Annotated in this window: 19 protein-coding genes and 1 riboswitch; of the genes, 12 read left to right on the forward strand and 7 right to left on the reverse strand. The window is 70.2% G+C overall.

The annotated features are described in order from the left end of the window. Window positions 1–16: 16 nt before the first annotated feature. Window positions 17–823 (reverse strand): DUF3027 domain-containing protein, encoded by an 807-nt coding sequence (locus ACFUEJ_RS04135; protein ID WP_078113542.1) that lies wholly within the window; start codon window positions 821–823, stop codon window positions 17–19. Between the two features lie 87 nt (window positions 824–910). Between ACFUEJ_RS04135 and ACFUEJ_RS04140 the strand changes: the two genes are divergently transcribed. Both ACFUEJ_RS04140 and ACFUEJ_RS04145 read left to right on the forward strand, forming a co-directional pair. Further along, window positions 911–2917 carry an MFS transporter gene (locus ACFUEJ_RS04140; protein ID WP_388027702.1) on the forward strand — a complete coding sequence of 669 codons (2007 nt, stop codon included), beginning with the start codon at window positions 911–913 and terminating at the stop codon, window positions 2915–2917. After that, complete coding sequence (locus tag ACFUEJ_RS04145) at window positions 2914–3426, forward strand: DUF2771 family protein (RefSeq protein WP_388027705.1); 513 nt, start codon at window positions 2914–2916, stop codon at window positions 3424–3426. The genes ACFUEJ_RS04140 and ACFUEJ_RS04145 overlap by 4 nt, the downstream gene beginning before the upstream one ends. 6 nt (window positions 3427–3432) lie before the next feature. On the opposite strand, the gene ACFUEJ_RS04150 is transcribed toward ACFUEJ_RS04145, so the two are convergent. Beyond that, window positions 3433–3846, reverse strand: coding sequence for a cold-shock protein (locus ACFUEJ_RS04150; RefSeq protein ID WP_205334249.1), 414 nt, complete (start codon window positions 3844–3846; stop codon window positions 3433–3435). 230 nt (window positions 3847–4076) lie between these two features. Here ACFUEJ_RS04150 and ACFUEJ_RS04155 point away from each other — a divergent pair, with 230 nt between their 5' ends. The 5 genes from ACFUEJ_RS04155 (at window position 4077) to ACFUEJ_RS04175 (ending at window position 7268) form a co-directional block, all read left to right on the forward strand. Beyond that, the gene (locus ACFUEJ_RS04155; protein ID WP_058251626.1) at window positions 4077–4286 is read left to right on the forward strand and encodes a hypothetical protein; all 210 of its coding nucleotides are present in this window, start codon (window positions 4077–4079) and stop codon (window positions 4284–4286) included. Between the two features lie 5 nt (window positions 4287–4291). After that, the gene (locus tag ACFUEJ_RS04160; protein ID WP_388027708.1) at window positions 4292–4837 is read left to right on the forward strand and encodes a flavin reductase family protein; all 546 of its coding nucleotides are present in this window, start codon (window positions 4292–4294) and stop codon (window positions 4835–4837) included. A gap of 13 nt (window positions 4838–4850) precedes the next feature. Next, entirely contained in the window at window positions 4851–5939 is a 1089-nt protein-coding gene (gene moaA / locus ACFUEJ_RS04165) for a GTP 3',8-cyclase MoaA (protein WP_388027710.1), read from the forward strand. A gap of 11 nt (window positions 5940–5950) precedes the next feature. Continuing rightward, window positions 5951–6199 (forward strand): MoaD/ThiS family protein, encoded by a 249-nt coding sequence (locus tag ACFUEJ_RS04170; protein ID WP_259936051.1) that lies wholly within the window; start codon window positions 5951–5953, stop codon window positions 6197–6199. A 225-nt stretch (window positions 6200–6424) separates the two neighbouring features. Further along, a riboswitch (cyclic di-AMP (ydaO/yuaA leader) is annotated at window positions 6425–6641 on the forward strand. A 6-nt stretch (window positions 6642–6647) separates the two neighbouring features. Continuing rightward, window positions 6648–7268, forward strand: a complete 621-nt coding sequence (locus tag ACFUEJ_RS04175) for a transglycosylase family protein (RefSeq protein WP_058251629.1) — start codon at window positions 6648–6650, stop codon at window positions 7266–7268. A gap of 129 nt (window positions 7269–7397) precedes the next feature. Here ACFUEJ_RS04175 and ACFUEJ_RS04180 read toward each other — a convergent pair whose 3' ends face one another. Genes ACFUEJ_RS04180 through ACFUEJ_RS04195 form a run of 4 tightly spaced genes read right to left on the reverse strand, consistent with a single transcriptional unit; the run spans window position 7398 to window position 9154 of the window. After that, window positions 7398–7844, reverse strand: coding sequence for a molybdenum cofactor biosynthesis protein MoaE (locus ACFUEJ_RS04180; RefSeq protein WP_388027714.1), 447 nt, complete (start codon window positions 7842–7844; stop codon window positions 7398–7400). Then, complete coding sequence (locus tag ACFUEJ_RS04185) at window positions 7841–8332, reverse strand: molybdenum cofactor biosynthesis protein B (RefSeq protein WP_388027717.1); 492 nt, start codon at window positions 8330–8332, stop codon at window positions 7841–7843. The genes ACFUEJ_RS04180 and ACFUEJ_RS04185 overlap by 4 nt, the downstream gene beginning before the upstream one ends. Beyond that, the gene (moaC, locus tag ACFUEJ_RS04190) at window positions 8325–8876 is read right to left on the reverse strand and encodes a cyclic pyranopterin monophosphate synthase MoaC (protein WP_259936049.1); all 552 of its coding nucleotides are present in this window, start codon (window positions 8874–8876) and stop codon (window positions 8325–8327) included. Before moaC ends, ACFUEJ_RS04185 begins: the two co-directional genes overlap by 8 nt. A 5-nt stretch (window positions 8877–8881) precedes the next feature. Next, complete coding sequence (locus ACFUEJ_RS04195; RefSeq protein ID WP_065631941.1) at window positions 8882–9154, reverse strand: hypothetical protein; 273 nt, start codon at window positions 9152–9154, stop codon at window positions 8882–8884. A 100-nt stretch (window positions 9155–9254) separates the two neighbouring features. Between ACFUEJ_RS04195 and ACFUEJ_RS04200 the strand changes: the two genes are divergently transcribed. Continuing rightward, window positions 9255–11369 (forward strand): protein kinase, encoded by a 2115-nt coding sequence (locus ACFUEJ_RS04200; RefSeq protein WP_388027719.1) that lies wholly within the window; start codon window positions 9255–9257, stop codon window positions 11367–11369. Window positions 11370–11495: 126 nt separating this feature from the next. Further along, window positions 11496–13868 (forward strand): protein kinase, encoded by a 2373-nt coding sequence (locus ACFUEJ_RS04205; protein ID WP_165630421.1) that lies wholly within the window; start codon window positions 11496–11498, stop codon window positions 13866–13868. A gap of 11 nt (window positions 13869–13879) precedes the next feature. Here the strand turns inward: ACFUEJ_RS04205 and ACFUEJ_RS04210 are convergent, their stop codons facing one another. After that, window positions 13880–14641, reverse strand: coding sequence for an IclR family transcriptional regulator (locus ACFUEJ_RS04210; protein WP_058251688.1), 762 nt, complete (start codon window positions 14639–14641; stop codon window positions 13880–13882). A gap of 153 nt (window positions 14642–14794) precedes the next feature. On the opposite strand from ACFUEJ_RS04210, the gene ACFUEJ_RS04215 reads away from it, so the two are divergent. The 3 genes from ACFUEJ_RS04215 to ACFUEJ_RS04225 are packed head-to-tail and all read left to right on the forward strand — an operon-like array spanning window position 14795 to window position 17581. Continuing rightward, window positions 14795–16069: a DUF6986 family protein gene (locus ACFUEJ_RS04215; RefSeq protein WP_137810525.1), complete on the forward strand. Its 1275-nt coding sequence runs from the start codon at window positions 14795–14797 to the stop codon at window positions 16067–16069. Next, window positions 16066–16881 carry a bifunctional allantoicase/(S)-ureidoglycine aminohydrolase gene (locus ACFUEJ_RS04220; protein ID WP_137810526.1) on the forward strand — a complete coding sequence of 272 codons (816 nt, stop codon included), beginning with the start codon at window positions 16066–16068 and terminating at the stop codon, window positions 16879–16881. Before ACFUEJ_RS04215 ends, ACFUEJ_RS04220 begins: the two co-directional genes overlap by 4 nt. 37 nt (window positions 16882–16918) lie before the next feature. Then, entirely contained in the window at window positions 16919–17581 is a 663-nt protein-coding gene (locus ACFUEJ_RS04225) for a response regulator transcription factor (RefSeq protein WP_068972650.1), read from the forward strand. The last annotated feature ends 1 nt before the right edge of the window (window position 17582 follow it).

Below are 17582 nucleotides of genomic sequence, written 5' to 3' on the forward strand. Positions count from 1 at the left end.
GTCGGTTCGCGCCGGATCAGGTCCGGGCCGGTTCCGCGTCCCGGGAGATCTCGACGACCTCGATCGCGCCGTCGTCGTAGGCGTCGTACGCGGGCGATCCGTTCCCCTTGGGGCCCTGCACGTCCGAGTGCGCACCGCATCCGTATTCGGCCGACACCACGCGCCCGTCGGCCGCCAGTTCGTTGGTGCAGGCGCCGAAGCCGGCGCGCAGCGCACCCGCGAGCGGGACGTAGAAACCACAGGTACAGCACGAGTACGGCGCGGCCTGCGCCATCTCCGAGCCGGGACCGAAGTCGCCGTCGTACCAGCGCTGCGCAGCCTCGGCGCGTCCCTCCGGGCTCAGGAGTCTCTTGCGGCCGAGCCCCAGCTCGCCCGCGACCTGACCGATGTCGTCGGGTTCCACGGACTCGGACTCGAATCGGAACTCGTCGCCGGTGTCGATCTGGTTCGGCACGAGACGCGGGTCGTCGGGTTCGGCGGCGAGCAGATCGCCCGGTGCGAGATCGCCCGACGCGACCCGCTCCGACCACGGCACCCACGGCGGCGCGAGCAGCGAGCCGTCACCGGGAAGCAGCACGACCTCGCTGAGCGTGATCTCGTCGCTGCCCGGGGAACCCGCCAGCACGACGCACCACTGCCACCCCCGGTAGCCCGTGAGCTCGGCATCGAAGTAGTGAGCGGCGGCCCAGTCGCCCTCGGCGACACTGCGCCGGTGCGCTCCGGGCCGCTGACCTTCATCGAGCAGCGCGGAACGCGCGATGTCGACGGCTGCCAGCAGCCGTTCGGTCTCACCGTGCCGTTCGCCGTCACCAACCTGAGTCACCGCTCCAGTGTGCAATACCGCCGACGTGTGCCACACAACCGACCCGCTTCAAGCGACCACAGTCGGAGATGAGGAACAATCGTCTGCGTGATCCCACGGAGTTCCCGACACGACGAGGGGCGCGGGGCCCCCAGGGGTCCCGCCGACCAGCACCCTCGGCAACCGCCACCAGACGGTCGCGCACGACGCGCCGCGCAGCACCCCGGTTCGACGAACTATCCGGCCGACGAGACGCGGCAGATGCGGACCCGGCGACCGGCGCCGGGATGGGGAGAGCCGCCGTCCGGGCCGGGTCCCGGCCGCAACGCCTACCTCCCCCCGCCGACCCACAATCCGCATCTCCCGCCGCTCGACGACCGCGCCCGTCCGCCGGCCGACGAGGCGACCCGGGCGATGCCGACCGACCACGGGCCCCAGAACGGTGGAAGCCGTACACCCAAGAAGCTGACGGTGATGCGGGTCGCGGCGATGCGGAGTCGCGAGCTGACCGGCAGGGGGATCGGCAAGATCCACCGGGCGGCCACCGCCGACGGCGCCGACCAGTCGGGCCTGACCGCGCTGACGCTGCCGGTGATCGCCAACTTCGCCGCCGACGCCGCGATGGCCGTCGCGCTGGCGAACACGCTGTTCTTCGCCGCCGCGACCGGTGAGTCGAAGACCAATGTGGCCTTGTACCTGGCACTGACGATCGCGCCGTTCGCCCTGATCGCTCCGCTCATCGGCCCGCTCCTCGACCGACTGCAGCGCGGCCGCCGCATCGCCATGGCCACGACCTTCGGCCTGCGCGTCGTCCTGGCCCTGCTGATCATGGCCAACGTCCAGTGGAACGACGCGACCCAGCAGCTGGAATACGACCCATGGGTGCTCTATCCGTGTGCCCTCGGTCTGCTGGTGCTGTCCAAGTCGTTCGGCGTCCTCAAGTCGGCCGTCACGCCGCGTGTGGTGCCGCCGACCATCGACCTCCCCCGGGTCAATTCACGGCTGACCACCTTCGGCCTCATCGGCGGCACGATCGTGGGCGGCGCGGTCGCCGCGGCCATCGAGTTCCTCCTCGGCCAGCTGCTCCCACTGCATCTGCCCGGCGCGATGGTGTGGCTGGCCGTCGTCGCCGCCGCCGGCGCCTACCTGTGCATGCGCATCCCGGCGTGGGTCGAGTCCACCGAGGGCGAGATCCCGACGACCCTCACCTACCACGGCGAGCCCGCGCGATCGGCCCCCGGCGACTCCGAGCAGCCGACGAGCGCTCGCGACGGCGCGAAGATGATCGCGGCGAAGATGCGCCAGCCACTCGGACGCAAGGTCGTCGCCGGGTTGTGGGGCAACGGCACGATCCGCATCCTGACCGGCTTCCTGACGCTGTTCGTGGCGTTCTACGCCAAGGCCCAGCAGGGCGACGCCTCCGACTGGACCCAGCTGCTCCTCCTCGGCGCGGTCGGCGCCGCCGCCGGCGTCGGCAACATGATCGGCAACGGCGTCGGCACCCGCCTCGAGCTGAAGAACCCGCCGAACATCGTCGTCGGCGCGACCGCCGCCTGCTTCGTCGTCGCGGTCCTGGCCGCCATCTTCGGCAACATCGCCGCGGCCGCCGTGGCAGCCCTGGTCGCCTCCGGCACCAGCGCGATCGGGAAGGTGTGCCTCGACTCGTCCATCCAGGACGACCTGCCCGACGAGTCCCGCGCCTCGGCGTTCGGCCGGTCGGAGACGGTGCTGCAGCTGTCGTGGGTCTTCGGCGCCTCGCTCGGGGTGCTGCTGCCGCCGACCCTGTGGATCGGGTTCACGGTCGTCTCGGTACTGCTCGGCCTCGGGCTGCTGCAGACGGTGATGACCACCCGCGGCAAGTCACTGGTCCCCGGTCTGGGCGGTCGACGCCCCGACCACGCCGCGCCCACCGTCGCCTTCCGCGCGGCAGAAGCCCGATCGGCCACCCGGACCGGTCCGGCGGACGCCGACACCCGACCGCACGCCGCGCGGCCCTCGACCGCCCGCATGCCCACCCGGACCCCGTCGACCGCCCCGTTCGAGACCCGGGGTGAGCGCCCGTACAGCCCCGGCGATCACCCGCCGCCCAACCAGACAGGACAACGTCGTCAGTGATCAGCAGTGGTGAGAAGAAGGCTCTGTCGATCATCGCGATCGTCGTCGTGCTGTTCGTCGCGGTGGTGGGGACGTCGGTGTTCCTGCTGACCCGCAACGCGGCGCACGACGATCAGCCCTACCTGCACGTCGCGGTCGGCGATGAGTTGCACACCGTCGATCCGCGCTGGTGGTGCGACCTGATGCTGACCGTGTGCGATCCCGAGATCACCGCGCCGAACGAGACCGCGACCGTACCGGTGCCGGTGGGTTCGACGATCATGCTGACGGTCTCGAGCGAGATCGCGCAGGGTCCGTGGAACCTCGCGGCGGTCTATCAGACTCCGCGCGGGATCGTCGAGGACGAGCGGCAGCAGGGCGCGGACGACACCTTCACCCTGACGCTCCGGTCGGAACCGGACCGGGTGCTGGTCGGGTTCACCGTGATCTCGGCGTCGGCGCGGCTCACCCCCGCCGACGACGTCCTGCCGCGCGGCGAGCTCGCGGTTCAGACCGCGCCCGCCGCGTAGTCGGTCCTAGGAGTCGAGCTCCCGCGCGACGGCACGCACGACTTCGGAGATCCGCTGTGCGGTCTTGCGGTCGGGGTAACGCCCCTTGCGCAGGTCCGGCTGGACCTTGCCCTCGAGCAGGGTGATGAGGTCGGCGACCATCCCGTGCAGTTCGTCGGGGGTGTGGCGCTTGGCGTCCTTGCGGGCGGCCTCGCGCACGTTCTTGGAGACGCTGGGTGCGGGTTCGAGCACTTTCACGCTCAACGCCTGCGGGCCGCGACGACCGGCGGCCATGCCGAACTCGACGCGCTGGCCCGGCTTGAGCGCCTCGACTCCGTCGGGCAACGCTGCCGAACGGACGTAGACGTCCTCACCGCTCTCCTGGGAGAGGAAGCCGAAGCCCTTGTCCGCGTCGTACCACTTCACCTTGCCGGTCGGCACTGTGCTCACCCTCATCTGTTCTAGATCTGTCGAAAAACGACCCGTCACGACAAAAGACGCCGTCACCCATCTCGCGGCCCGGACGGCGGAAGACCGTGCGAGCCCAGACGGATGCAAGGCGCCTGCTTCGGACCATCCTAGCCAACGCCCCACCGCGCGGTCACACCATTACCCGGCGGGCACGGATCGCGCGGCGTCGCACCGGCGCGCGTTGCACTACCGTGGCGGGTATGCAGAAGACATCCTCCCCGCGGTTGCTGCAGGCTGCCGGGGTCGTGTTCATGATCGGAATTCTGGCGATCGTGGCGTTGTTCCTGACACCGTTGGTGACCGGCGGCGACACCGCGCCGACCGCCGTCTATCTGCTGACCATGTGCGCACCGCTGGGCTTCGTCCTGGGCCTGGTGTACGCACTCCGTGCCGGACGCCGAGCCAGGTGAGGACCGTGACCACAACCATCGACACCACCCCCGATCTCTCCCCCGTCTCCGACGGGCGGGCGCTGCGTGACGCGTACAGCTGTTTCCCGTCGGGCGTCGTGGCGGTGTGTTGCGAACAGCGTGACGGGGATTCGACCACATTGATCGGAATGGCCGCGAGCTCGTTCACCACCGTCTCGCTCGACCCGCCACTCGTCTCGGTCTGCGTCCAGAACACCTCGACGACCTGGCCGCGGATCCGTACGGCTCCGGCCATCGGGGTCAGCGTGTTCGCCGGCGACCAGATCGAACTCTGCAAGCAACTCGCCGGGCCGTCGGAGCACCGGTTCGACGGCATCACGCCGCTGAGCACCGATCGCGGGGCGGTCTTCGTGCCCGACGCGGCCGCAAACCTGTCGTGCACGATCCACAACGAGATCCAGGCCGGCGACCACACCGTCGTGTTGCTGGAGATCGAGACCTTGCGCGCCGATCCCGACATCGAGCCCCTGGTCTTCCACGCCAGCACCTTCCGCGCCCTGGAGGCGCGCGCGGACCCGACCCGGAAGTGAGTCGCCCAGCACCATGAGCACGGTCGGCCTCGGACTGCCGCTGCCCCGCTCCCCGCGGGAAGCAGCGACCTCCGACGCGCCCACCGACGGGCCGTTGCTCGACACCTTCGGTCGGGTCGCCAAGGATCTCCGGGTCTCGGTCACCGACCGCTGCAATCTTCGGTGCTCGTACTGCATGCCGGCCGAGGGCCTCGACTGGATGCCCACCGACCAGGTGCTGTCCACCGACGAACTGATCCGGGTGCTGACGGTGGCGGTGCGCGACCTGGGGATCGAGCGCATCCGGTTCACCGGCGGCGAACCACTGTTGCGCCGCGACCTCGAGGACGTCATCGCCGCCGTCGCGGGCCTCCCGCAGTCACCCGAGATCGCGATGACGACGAACGGACTCGGTCTGCCCCGGCGGGTCGACGGACTGGTCGAGGCCGGCCTCGACCGCATCAACGTCTCGCTGGACACCATCGACCCGGTCCGCTTCGCCGAGATCACGCGCCGGGACCGTCTGACGGATGTGCTCGACGGCCTGGCGGCGGCGCGCCGCGCCGGGCTCGACCCGGTCAAGGTCAACGCCGTGGTGCCCGACCGTGGCGATCTACCCGGAGTCCCCGACCTGCTCGCCTACTGTCTCGAGCACGGTTACGAGCTGCGGATCATCGAACAGATGCCACTCGACGCCGACCATGCGTGGCAGCGAGCACAGATGGTGACCGCACACGAGATCCTCGCGACCCTGCGGAAGCGGTTCACCCTGCTGCCCGACCCCACGCCACGTGGGAGCGCGCCGGCCGCCACGTGGCTCGTCGACGGCCACCGCGGCGCGCACGGCCCGGCACGCGTCGGGGTGATCGCGTCGGTCACCCGGCCGTTCTGCGGGGACTGCGACCGCACCCGGCTCACCGCGGACGGATCACTGCGCAACTGCCTGTTCGCGACGTCGGAAACCGACGTGCGGCACGCGCTGCGCACCCTCCCCGGCGACGAGATCGACGCCGCCCTCGCGCGCCTGTGGCGCGCGAACATGTGGGCGAAAGCGGCGGGCCACGAAGTGAACGCGGCGGGCTTCACCCAACCGGATCGGCCGATGTCGGCGATCGGCGGCTAGGCTCGCGTCCGATGCAGCTCACAGTTCGTTTCTTCGCGGCCGCGCGCGCCGCCGCCGGTGCCGAGGAGAAGGTGATCGACGTCGACCCGTCGACCCCGCTCGGCGCCCTCGAGGGCATGCTCGCCGCCGGAAACCCGTCCCTCGCCACGGTTCTCGAACGCTGCTCGTATCTGCGCGACGAGATCGCGTTCTCCGATCGGACGCGTGCGCTCGGCACGTGCGCGACACTCGACGTCCTCCCCCCGTTTGCCGGTGGCTGACGCCACACCCGGCTTGTGACCTTGGTCACATCACGGCGCGGTAACAGGATGGGCACGGGACGGCCACTAACCCGTTGAACTGGGATGACGGCCGAAGTGGGTCGGAAGACCCGGATCCGGGCCGAAAATCGCTTGCGTCCAAGCAGGTGATTCAGTCCAACGAACGACGTACTGTTCGAAGCGTCCTCCTCGGAGGTCACGACACAGCAACCAAGACATAACGTCCCACCGGCCGCGCCGAGCCTCGTTCCGCCGGTGGGAACGACAAGCAATCTAGGAACGAGGACGGGGGACCCAACCTCATCCCCTGAGACCGGGCACCACACCAGGTGTCCTCGGGGTTAAGTCCCGGAAGTCGCGGCGACCACCACGACGACCCGAGACCGAGCACCTCTCGCTCGAACCCGACAGCTGACTTCGTAGGCGCGTGGAGAGAGGAAACACAGACATGTCCGGACGTCATCGCAAGCAGACGACCAGCACGGCCGCCAAGACCATCACCAAGGTCGCCCTCACCGGCGCGGTCCTCGGCGGCGGAGCAGCCCTTCTGGGCACCGGTACCGCCAATGCGGCCACCGACGCCGAGTGGAACCAGGTCGCGCAGTGCGAATCCGGTGGCAACTGGGCCATCGCGACTGGCAACGGCTACCACGGCGGCCTGCAGTTCTCCCCGAGCACCTGGACCGGCCACGGCGGCGGCGAGTTCGCCCCGACCGCCGATCAGGCCTCCCGCGAGGAGCAGATCGTCGTCGCCGAGCGTGTGCTCGGTTCGCAGGGCAAGGGCGCCTGGCCCACCTGTGGCACCGGCCTGTCGGGCTCGACCCCGCGCAGCGCGCCGACCGACACCCCGCGTGAGATCGCCCCGGTGCTCCCCGGCGGCAACGGCAGCGTCGACCTCGCGAAGACCACCGAGGACGTCGCCAACCAGGTCACCGACGCCCTCACCGAGGCCGGCGTCAGCCCCGAGATCAAGAACCTCTGGCAGGCGGCCAAGGACAGCGGCGTCACGCTGAACCAGGATCAGATCAAGCTGTTCAACGACAACAAGCACCTGCTGCCCAACCCCTGATCGCCGCTCGACGCCTGATCTGGGACCCAGACGAAGGGCCCCGCACGATGAACCATCCGTGCGGGGCCCTTTTCCATTGGTTTCGACAAGCTCAACCAGCGGGGGGTCAGCTCAACCAGTGGGGCGGAGTCAGGCCGAGTTGACCCACTCGTCGGTGCCGTCGTCGAAGAACTGGTGTTTCCAGACCGGTAGCCGGGCCTTGACCTCGTCGACGAGGCGCGAGCAGGTCTCGAACGCCGCTCGACGATGGTCGGCCGCCACCGCGACCACGAACGCGATGTCGCCGATCACGAGGTCGCCGACCCGGTGGGACACCGCGACCGCGCGCACCCCGTCGACCGCGGAGACCTCCGCGACGACCTCGGCCAGGACCTTCGTCGCCGTCGGGTGCCCCGAATAATGCAGGGCGGTCACGGTGCGGCCGCCGTCGTGGTCGCGGACCGCGCCCACGAACCCGACCACCGCACCGGCTTTGCCGTCGGCGGCGTCGATGACCATCGCCTCGTGGTCGGCCAGCGTGATCGGCTCGTCGACGACGGCGGTGTGCACCACGTGCGGGCCGGCCTCTCGGGTCATCGGTGGTCGCCTCCGCGGATCTGATCGAGCGCGTGGTGGACGACCCCCGCGAGGACGCCGAGCCCGTCGCGGACCCCGCCGGTCGAACCGGGCAGGTTCACGACGAGGGTCGTCCCGGCGATTCCGGCGAGTCCGCGCGAGAGGACCGCGGCGGGCACCGTCGGCAGCCCGGCCGACCTGATGGCGTCGGCCAGACCCGGGATCTCGACGTCGAGGAGCGGGCGGGTCTGTTCCGGAGTCCGGTCCGTGGGCGTCAAACCCGTTCCGCCCGTGGTGATGACGAGGTCGACCTCGGCGTAGATCGCGGCGCGGAGGGCCTCGCCGACCGGCGGGCCGTCGGCGACGACGTCGCACTCGTCGACGGTGAAGCCCTGCTCGACCAGCCATGCCTCGATGATCGGTCCGGACCGGTCTTCGTAGACACCGCTGCTGGCGCGGTTCGACGCGACGACGACGCGCGCGACGCGGGAAGGATTCCGGTCAGTCATGAGCCGGGTCAGACGGCTCGCGGTACCAGTCGCCGGATTTGCCGCCGGTCTTGGCCAGCAGGCGGATGCCGTCCATCTGCGCCCGTCGGTCGACGGCCTTGACCATGTCGTGGAGTGTCAGCCCGGCGACTGCGACCGCTGTCAACGCCTCCATCTCCACACCCGTCTGGCCGGAGGTGGCCACGGTCGCGGTGACCTCGATCGTGTCGGCGCCGATCGCGAAGTCGACCTCCACCGACGACAACGCCAGCTGATGGCACAGCGGGATCAGCTCGTCGGTGCGTTTGGCCGCCATGATCCCGGCGATGCGCGCCGTGGCCAGCACATCTCCTTTGGGCAGCCGCGACTCGCTGAGGAGACCGATCACCTCGGCGGTGGTGCGGAACGTGCCGGCAGCGACGGCGCGACGCTTCGTCGTCGGCTTGGCGCCGACGTCGACCATGCGGGCCGTTCCGGACTCGTCCAGATGACTCAGCCGGGAGCCGCCGGCCGGCCCGGTGTCCCGGGCGTCCGACCCACCTTCGTCAGTCCCGGTGGGCGGCATCGACGTCAGCGGTTGACGATGGTCTTCGACTGCACGAACGGCAGGTCGTCGACCGGAAGCGGGAATTCGGTGTCGCCGAACGGCGACAGCGCACCCGAGATGTGGGTCGCGAGTTCGGAGACCGCGTGCTCGGCGGCGTCGCCGTTCTCGTCCTGCGGCCAGCCGTTGTCGACGTAGTGCTTCTTGCCCTTGGCAGATTCGACGATCTTGCCGGTGCCGGCCCCCGCTTCGCCGGAGGAGGGTGTTTCAGCGCCAGATTTGTTTGCCACGTCGTGCATTGTGCCATGCCGTTCGAATGAACAAGAGCCGTGTCCGGGGCGGAAGTCCCGTGCCGGGGCTAAGGTCGTCGCAACACAGGTCACGCCCCAGGAGGCGCCCATGGTCGCCCAACCGGTCCAGGTCGCCGGCTACCGGGTGATCACGCGGCTGGGGAGCGGCGGAATGGGCACCGTCTACCTGGTCGAGAATCCGCAGCTTCGTCGGCGCGAGGCCCTCAAGGTGATCTCGATAGCCGAGACCGTCGACGAGGAGTTCGCGCGCCGGTTCAGTCGCGAGGCACAGACCGCGGCAGCCCTCGACCATCCGTCGATCGTCACGATCTACCACTACGGCGTCGCCGACGGCGACCCCTGGTTCACGATGGCCTACCTCGACGGCCGTGACCTCCGACGCGCCTCGCTCCGCCCCGACGAGGTGGTGGCCGTCGTCTCCCGGGTCGCCGACGCCCTCGACTACGCACACGAGCACGGCGTGATCCACCGCGACATCAAACCGGGCAACATCATGGTCACGCGCCGCGCGATGGACAACGCCCTCGACCGCGTCGTCGTGCTCGACTTCGGGATCGCGAAGCTCACCACCGCGACCACCTTGACGGCGCCGTCGTCGTTCGTGGGCACCCTCGTCTACGCCGCGCCGGAGATCCTCGACGGCAAACCCGCGGGCCCCGCATCGGATCAGTACGCGCTGGCCTGTACCGCCTACGAATTGCTCTCCGGCGCAACCCCGTTCGATGCCGACACGCAGACCCGTCACATCGTCGCCAAGCTCACGACACGCCCGGCGCCGATCAGCACCCACCGCCCCGAGCTCGCCGCCCTCGATCCCGTCTTCGACCGTGCGCTCGCGCGCGGCCCCCTCGACCGCTACCCCACCTGCGGTGCGTTCGCCGCGGATCTGCGCGCCGCGCTGGGGCGAACCCACTCCGACAACCGGCCACCCGCGCCCGTGGCTGCGACCCAGGTCATCACCCCGCCGCCGCCGGCCAAACCGACCCAACCGTGGGTCTCCCCATCCCCCGCGCCCCCGACGCCCTCCCACCGGCGACGGTGGCCGCTCGCCCTCGCCGCGGTCGCCGTGGTCGCGGTGCTGGCCGTCGTCGTCGCGATCGGGGTCCTCACCCTCGGCGGCGGCGATGGCGGGGACGCGTCCGACGCCCCGTCGTCGCCGATCGCGGCGGCCGATGCCGGCGCCCAGCTCAGCGCCGGGCTCGGTGCCACGTGCTCGATCCGGGACGGAACCGCCTATTGCTGGGGCGACAACGCGGCCGGCCAACTCGGCGACGGCACGACCGACACCCGCCAGACTCCCACGCCGGTCGCCGATCTCAGCGGCGTCACCGCGATCAGCACCGGTGGACCCAACAGCTGTGCGATCGCCGAGGGACTCGCGTACTGCTGGGGGAACAACGACTACGGGCAGATCGGCGACGGCACGACCGACGCGCGGCTGACGCCGACCCGGGTCGCCGGTCTCGCCGATGTCACCGCCATCTCGACCGCCAACTGGGCCACGTGCGCGATCTCGGCGGGCTCGGCGTACTGCTGGGGCACCAACGACTTCGACCAGCTCGGCGACGGTTCGACCGCGAATCAGTACCGGCCGGTCCGGGTCGCCGGGCTCGACGACGTGACCGCCATCAGCGTCGGCGTGAACTTCACGTGTGCCGTCGCGACCGGTGACGCCTACTGCTGGGGGCTCAACGACAACGGACAGGTCGGCGACGGCACGACCACGAACCGCGCCCGCCCGACCCGGGTCGCCGACCTGGACGGCGCGACGTCGGTCTCGGCGGGCGCCGCGACCGCCTGCGCGATCGCCGGGGCGAGTGCATATTGCTGGGGCGACAACGCGTTCGGCCAACTCGGCGACGGCACCACCTACGGCCGACGCACGGCGACGCCGGTGTCCGGCCTGGACGGAGTCGAGGCCATCAGCACCGGCACGTCGAACACCACCTGCGCACTCGCGGCCGGGGTCGCGTACTGCTGGGGCGCCAATGCCTGGGGCTCGGTCGGCGACGGCACCCTGACCGACCGGCCGGCGCCCACCCGGGTGAACGGATTGTCCGATGTCGGCGCGGTGTCCACCGGCGAACGAACCACGTGCGCGCTCGCGTCGTCATACCTGTGGTGCTGGGGTTTCAACGCCACCGGACAGCTCGGCATCGGGGGCACCGACGACCGTCTGACCCCCACTCAGGTCACGTTCTAGCGTCGGCTCCGTCATCCGGTTGAAGGGTGCCCCGGACCTTTCCCGGTTCGGTATCGTCCCTGCATACGTCTGCGAGAGCAGCCATTTGGCAGCCGCTCTCCCGCCAAGCCAGAAAGAGGTGACGCCGTGCCGTTGAGTCCCGGCACCCACATCGCCGGTTATCGCGTGGTCTCCCAGCTCGGCGCGGGCGGTATGGGCGAGGTGTACCTCGTCGAGAACCTGCAACTCGAGCGGCGGGAGGCCCTGAAGGTCATCTCCACGGCGGTCAGTGCCCAGCCCGGGTTCAACCAGCGCTTCACCAACGAGGCCCGCACCACCGCGAAGCTCGACCATCGCAGCATCATCACCATCCACCAGTACGGCATCGAGGACGGCTCGCCCTGGTTCTCGATGAGTTACGTCGAGGGCAAGGACCTCACCGAGGAACGTCTGACGCCGGCGGAGGTGTCGACGGTCGTCGGACAGGTGGCCGACGCCCTCGACTACGCGCACCGCCACCACGTGGTGCACCGGGACATCAAGCCCGCCAACATCCTAGTCACGCGCGATCCGGCGACGAACGCCGTCGAACGCGCCCTCGTGCTCGACTTCGGCATCGCCAAGCTCGCCGGCTCGGCCAACCTGACCGGCACCCATTCGTTCATCGGGACGGTCGCCTTCTCGGCCCCGGAGACACTCGAGGGCGCCGACGCCACGGCCCGGTCGGACCAGTACTCGCTGGCCTGCACGGCCTACGCGATGCTCGCGGGGCAGCCGCCCTTCGTCGGACAGTCCGAACCGTCGGTGATGCTGGGCCACATCCAGCGCCCGGTTCCCCACATCGGCCAGCTGCGCGGCGACCTCGCGCACCTCGACCCGGTGTTCCAGCGCGCCCTGTCGAAGAATCCCGCATCCCGCTACCCCGACTGCCGCAGTTTCGCAGCCGCCTTGAAGTCGGCGCTCGAATCCCCTGCCGCACAGGGCAACACGATGATCGCGGGTTCGGTTCCGCCGCCCACCCTCGTCGGCGGTGGCACCGGCGGCCCGTTCACGGGTCACCCCTCGGGACCCCAGCAGCAGTTCGGCCCACCCCATGGCCAGTACACCCCGCCGCCGCAGCCGACCATGACCGGGCCGTCGGGCCCGCAGCCGCTGATGAACAAGCCGTCGGGACCCCAGCCGATGTACTCCTCGGCCCCTCACCTCTCGGGCCCGCACGCGCAGCCCGGGCATCCCCAGGTCGGCTACCCGGGTATGCCGCCGGTCCCGCCGAAAAAGAAGAAGCGGACCGGCCTCATCGTCGCCGGCGTACTCGGCGCCGTGCTGCTGCTGGTGGTCGCCGCCGTCGTGGGACTCGCCGTCCTGGGCAGCACCGTCGCCGACCCGGAGAAGGCGACCGTCGCGCAGCCGGTGGTGAGCACGAACTTCGGCAGCAGCTGCGCCGTGGTCAACGGCAGCGTGCACTGCTGGGGCGACAACGACTCCGGTCAGCTCGGCGACGGTTCCACGACGCCGCACACCCGACCGGTGGCGGTGACCGGGGTCGCCAACGCGACCGCGGTCACCACCGGCGGCTACCTCACCGGCGAGAACGCCTACGTCTCGACGGCCTGCGCCATCGCCGCCGGCGACGCATTCTGTTGGGGCAACAACCATTACGGCGAAGTCGGCAACGGTTCCAGCGGTTCGACGGTGGACTCCGCGACCAAGGTCGGCGCCATCTCCGACGTCAAGGCGATCTCCACCGGCTGGGGCACCACCTGCGCGGTCGCCGGCACCGACGCCTACTGCTGGGGCAACAACGAATACGGCCAGCTCGGCACCGGCGGCGGCACCGACCCGGTCTCGGCACCGACGAAGGTCCCCGGGCTCGGCGTCGTCACCGACATCACCACCGCCTACGGCACCACCTGCGCGGTGTCGGACGGCTCGGCGTTCTGCTGGGGCGCCAACGACAATGGGCAGATCGGTGACGGCAGCACGACGGCGCGCTCGGCGCCGGTGAAGGTCGGCGCGCTGACCGACGTCACCGACATCACCGTCGGCGGCTACCACGAGGCATCCGACGACGACGATCCGAACACGAACACCAGCACGTACTTCCAGACGACCTGTGCGGTCGCCGGTGGCGACGCGTGGTGCTGGGGTTCCAACGCCTACGGCCAGATCGGCGACGGCACCACCGAGACCCGCCAGGCCCCCGTTCAGGTCGGCAATCTGAGCGGCGTCTCGGCCATCTCCACCGACTGGGGCACCACCTGCGCGGTCTCCGACAACCGGGCCTTCTGCTGGGGAGACGACGACCGCAGCCAGCTCGGCTCGTCCGGCGGGTCGGTGAAGATCCCCCGCGAGGTCTCGACGCTGACCGACGTCACCTCGATCTCGACCGGCAACGGGACGTCGTGCGCGATGGCGGCCGCGTCGGTGTACTGCTGGGGATTCAACAACGACGGTCAGGTCGGCGATGGTTCCAGCGGCGACGGCGCCAACCGCACGACGCCCACGAAACTGACCATCTAGCCGCCCCGCCCCTAGGACTCGCGCGACCCGATCAGCGCCTCGGACACGGTCTCCGCGGCCGTGCGGAGCGCCCCGACCGCGCGGGCCCGGAGCCCGTCGTCGAATCGGGCGACCGGCCCGGAGATCCCGACCGCCATGGGCGTGGGCGCACCGGGGACGGCGACCGCCATCCCGCAGACGCCGACCTCGTGTTCCTGTTCGTCGGTGGCGACCCCGCTCGCCCGTACCTGCTCGACGGCCGCGAACACACCCGACAGCGACGTGACGCTCCATTGGGTGGCGGGGGTGAGCCCGGCCTGCGTGACGTGTTTGAGGATGCGCGCATCGTCGAGTTCGGCGAGCACGGCCTTGCCGACCGCGGTGTTGTGCATCGTGACCCGACGGCCGACCTCGTTGTTGGTGCGCATGCTGTGCGGGGACGGAACCTGCGCCACGTAGATGACCATGTCGCCGTCGAGGACGGCGAGACTTGCGGTCTCGCTGAGTTCGCCGACCAGGGAGGCGAGGACGGGTGCGGCGACCGCGCCGAGCTGCCGGTTGGCCACCTCGCCGAGTCGGATGAGCCGGGGGCCCAGGGCGTACGACCGGTTCGGGAGCTGCCGGACATACCCGATTCCCACGAGTGTTCGCAGCAGCCGGTGGATGGTCGGGGGCGGAAGCGGGGATTCCGCCGACAGATGGCTCAGTGAGCACTCGCCGCCGGCGCGCCCGATGAGCTCGAGCAGTTCGAATGCGCGCTCGACGGATTGCACACCGCCGGAGTTCCCCGCCATCGCCACCTCCACAGTCCGGCATCACGCTACGTTCCATGATGTGAAACCACAATCAGGGTCCGTCTGCGCACACGGGTGGTCGCATCCGACAGTTCTGGAGTAAACTCCGCTCTGCGGAATTTGATTTCCATTGATCCGACACGAAGGGGCGCCATGAGCGTGCAACCCGGTCGCCTCGGCGCGACCTTCCTCGCTGAGATCGAGGCCGCCCTCGCACCGTCGGACGCGGTGCTATCCGATCGGTATCCGGGCGACGACGGGAGCCGGCAGCCGGTCCACACGGTCTACGTTCCCGCCGACCGGTACACCGCCGAGCTCGCCCGGGAGTGGGGCCATTCCGCCCTGGAGGCAGCCGCCGACCACGGCGGCCTCGCCGCGATCGCCCGCTCGACCGTCGCCCGGACCGACTCGGCGGCCACCGCGCTCGCGGATCTCGTCGAGAACAAGCTGCGCACCGAGCCCATCGAGGATCTGCGCATCGACTTCGAGGACGGTTACGGTGTCCGCGCCGATGACGAGGAGGACGCGCACGTCAGCGCCGCCGTCGCCGCGATCCGGGCGGCCGGCGACGCCTCACCGCCGTTCCTCGGCATCCGCTTCAAGTGTTTCGAGGCCGACGTCCGCGCCCGCGGCCTGCGCACCCTCGATCTGTTCGTCGCCGGCCTGGCGGACACCGGGGACCTCCCGGCGGGTCTGACGCTCACGCTGCCCAAGGTCACCTCGACCGACCAGGTCGTCGCGATGGTCGCCGTCGCCCGCGAACTCGAGCGGGTTCACGGACTTCCGCAGGGTCGCATCGGTTTCGAGATCCAGGTGGAGACCCCGCAGTCGGTGATGAGCGCCGACGGCACCGCGGCCGTGGCGGCGATGATCCAGGCCGGCGAGGGCCGGGTGACCGCACTGCACTACGGAACCTACGACTATTCGGCATCCCTCGGCATCGCCGCGGCGTATCAGTCGATGGAACATCCCGTCGCCGACCACGCGAAGGCCGTGATGCAACTCGCCGCGGCCGGCACCGGTGTGCGGTTGTCGGACGGTTCGACGAACATCCTCCCCGTCGGAGACGCCGAGGCCGTCGAAGCCGGCTGGGCGTTGCACGCGCGACTGGTCCGGCGCCACCTCGAGCGCGGCTTCTATCAGGGGTGGGACCTCCACCCCGCGCAGCTCGTCACCCGCTTCCTGGCCACATACGCCTTCTACCGTGACGGATTCGATTCCGCCGCAGTGCGTCTGCGCAACTACGCGCACAAGCTCGAGTCGTCGGTGCTCGACGAACCGGCGACGGCCCGCGCACTCGCCGGCTTCATCCGACGCGGCGAGGTGTGCGGCGCGCTGACCGTCGACGAGGTCGAGACCGCGACCGATCTGCCCATCGAGAAGGTGCGCGACTTCGCACTCCCCCACTCACAGAGGACAACCCGATGAACGCGACGCCGTACTACACCCCCGCCGGTGGGCTCCCGCCGCAGACCGATCTCCTCAGCGACCGCGCGGTCGTCACCGAGGCGTACACGGTGATCCCGCGCGGCGTGCTGCGTGACATCGTGACCTCGGTGTTCCCGGAGTGGACCGACACCCGCGCCTGGGTGCTCAACCGCCCGGTGCCCGGTGGCGCGCAGACCTTCGCCCAGACCATCGTCGAGGTCGCCCCGGGCGGCGGATCGGCTGCGCCCGAACCGCAGTCGGAGGTCGAGGGTTTCGTCTTCGTCACCGCCGGATCGCTGACCGTGACCATCGCGGGCGAGGAACACGTCCTGACCGACGGCGGCTTCGGCTACCTGCCCGCGGGCACACCGTGGTCGGCACACAACCGCGGCGATGTCCCCGTCTCCTTCCACTGGATCCGTAAGCGCTACGAGCCCATCACGGGCCACGAGCCGGCCCCGAAGTTCGGCAACGAGCGCGACATCGAGCCCTCCCCGATGCCCGACACCGACGGCGCGTGGCGCACAACGAGAATGCTCGATCCCCAGGACCTCGCCTACGACATGCACGTCAACATCGTGACCTTCGAGCCCGGCGCATCGATCCCCTTCGCCGAGACCCACGTGATGGAGCACGGCCTGTACGTCCTGGAGGGCAAGGCCGTCTACCGGCTCAACGAGGACTGGGTGGAGGTCCAGGAGGGCGACTACATGTCCCTGCGCGCCTTCTGCCCGCAGGCCTGCTACGCCGGCGGGCCGTCGAACTTCCGGTACCTCCTATACAAGGACGTGAATCGGCAGATCGTGCTCTGAGAGGTCGCCTCCGGTTCCTGTCGTACCGTGAGAGACGATGCGTATCGCGGTGGTGGAAGACGACGACGGGGTCGGTGACGCACTCGTCGACGCCCTGAACGAGGTCGGGCACGAGCCCCGTCGCATGCGCCGCGGCGCCGATCTCCTCCTGGGTCACCGTGACTTCGACCTCGCGCTTCTCGACCTGGGGCTGCCCGACGAGGACGGGCTGACCGTGCTGCGCAGGCTGCGGGCGGTGAGTGAGATGCCGGTCGTGGTGCTCACCGCGCGGCAGGACGAGAGGTCGGTGGTGCGTGCGCTGCGCGGGGGCGCCGACGACTATGTGGTGAAACCGGCGCGCCTCGGCGAGCTGATGGCCCGCCTGGAGGTGGCCGCCCGTCGGCGCACCGCCGACGCACCTCCACCCGCGGCGCGACAGATCGCCACCGGCGACATCGTCGTCGATCTCGACGCGCGACTGGTGACCGTGGCCGGCACCGACGTCGCCCTCACTCCCAAGGAGTTCGAACTCCTCGCGCACCTCGTCACCCGCCGGGGCGAAGCCGTGAGCCGCGAACAGTTGATGGACGCGATCTGGGGCGACGCCTACGTCGCCATCTCGCGCAGCCTCGACGTCCACATGACCGCGCTCCGGGCGAAGCTCGGCAGGCCCGGCGTGATCGAGACGATCCGCGGGTACGGCTACCGCTGGGGTTCCTGAG

This window comes from Gordonia sp. NPDC057258, from assembly GCF_042668985.1.
In the GTDB taxonomy this organism is placed as follows: Bacteria; Actinomycetota; Actinomycetes; order Mycobacteriales; family Mycobacteriaceae; genus Gordonia; species Gordonia hongkongensis.